1 protein-coding gene is annotated in these 1023 nt (G+C 67.2%); it reads left to right on the top strand.

From position 1 onward, the window contains the following. Nucleotides 1-1023 (top strand): phage portal protein (locus ACCP09_RS40080; RefSeq protein ID WP_433754321.1); only part of this gene is annotated, 1023 nt, incomplete at both ends.

Below are 1023 nucleotides of genomic sequence, written 5' to 3'. Positions count from 1 at the left end.
CTCGGCCGGCGTGGGCGCGTTGACGGTCTGGTACTTCAGGGCGGCCGAGCTGCAGCTGGTCGAGCTGAAGAAGGAAGCGACGATCGAGATCGCGAATGCGCTCGGTCTGGACGCCGAAGACCTGCAGGTGTCCACGACGTCGCGCACGTACGCGAACGCGACCGACCGGCGGCGCGACCGGATCAACGACGTGCTGGCCATGTACATGCGGGCCGTGACCGACCGGCTGTCGATGAACGACGTCACCCGCCGCGGTCAAAAGGTCGAGTTCAACCTGGACGACTACCTGAAGGCCAACGCGACCGAGCGGTGGAACACCTACCAGACCGGGCTCACCACGCGCGTGCTCACCGTGCCGGAGGTGCGCGAGATGGAGGGGCTGCCCGCCATTCCGGTCGAGGTCTCTCCGCGCCAGCAACAGACACCCGCGGCTGACCAGGGCCAGCCGCAGACCACCGAGGAGGCCGGCATGACCCGGACCGCGACGAGCGCGCAGTTCGCCGAGGACAGCAACCACGACGTGATCGCGTTCGCGATTCCAGTCGCCGATGCGAACTTCCGCGTCGACGTCGAGAAGCGCACCGTCTCCGGGCTGCTCGTGCCGTGGAACAAGGTCGCCCGCTCGGGATGGGCGAAGTACCGGTTCTCCAAGGACAGCCTGTCCTGGTCGGACACCAGCCGGGTGAAGCTCAACCTCGACCACAACCGTTCCGAGGCCATCGGCTACGCCGTGAAGCTCGAATCCACGGACAAGGGCCTGGAAGGCACGTTCAAGATCGCCCGCGGCGAGGACGGCGACAAGGCACTGATGAAGGCCGACGACAAGGTGCTGGACGGGTTCAGCATCGAGGCCGAGTTCAACGAGGACGGTTCCAGCTGGGGCGCCGACCCGAACGACGACATGGTGCGGCTGGTGTCCGACGCGCGGCTGGCCGGCGTGGCGCTGACCGCGTTCCCCGCATTCGACGACGCCCGGGTGTCGGGCGTCAAGGCATCACGGAAGGACAGCAGGATGACGGACAA

It is taken from the genome of Amycolatopsis sp. 3B14 (assembly GCF_050958625.1).
GTDB classification, from domain to species: domain Bacteria; phylum Actinomycetota; class Actinomycetes; order Mycobacteriales; family Pseudonocardiaceae; genus Amycolatopsis_E; species Amycolatopsis_E thermoflava.
The sequence above is the reverse complement of the archived record's forward strand: the minus strand, read 5'-3'. Positions and strand labels throughout refer to the sequence as shown.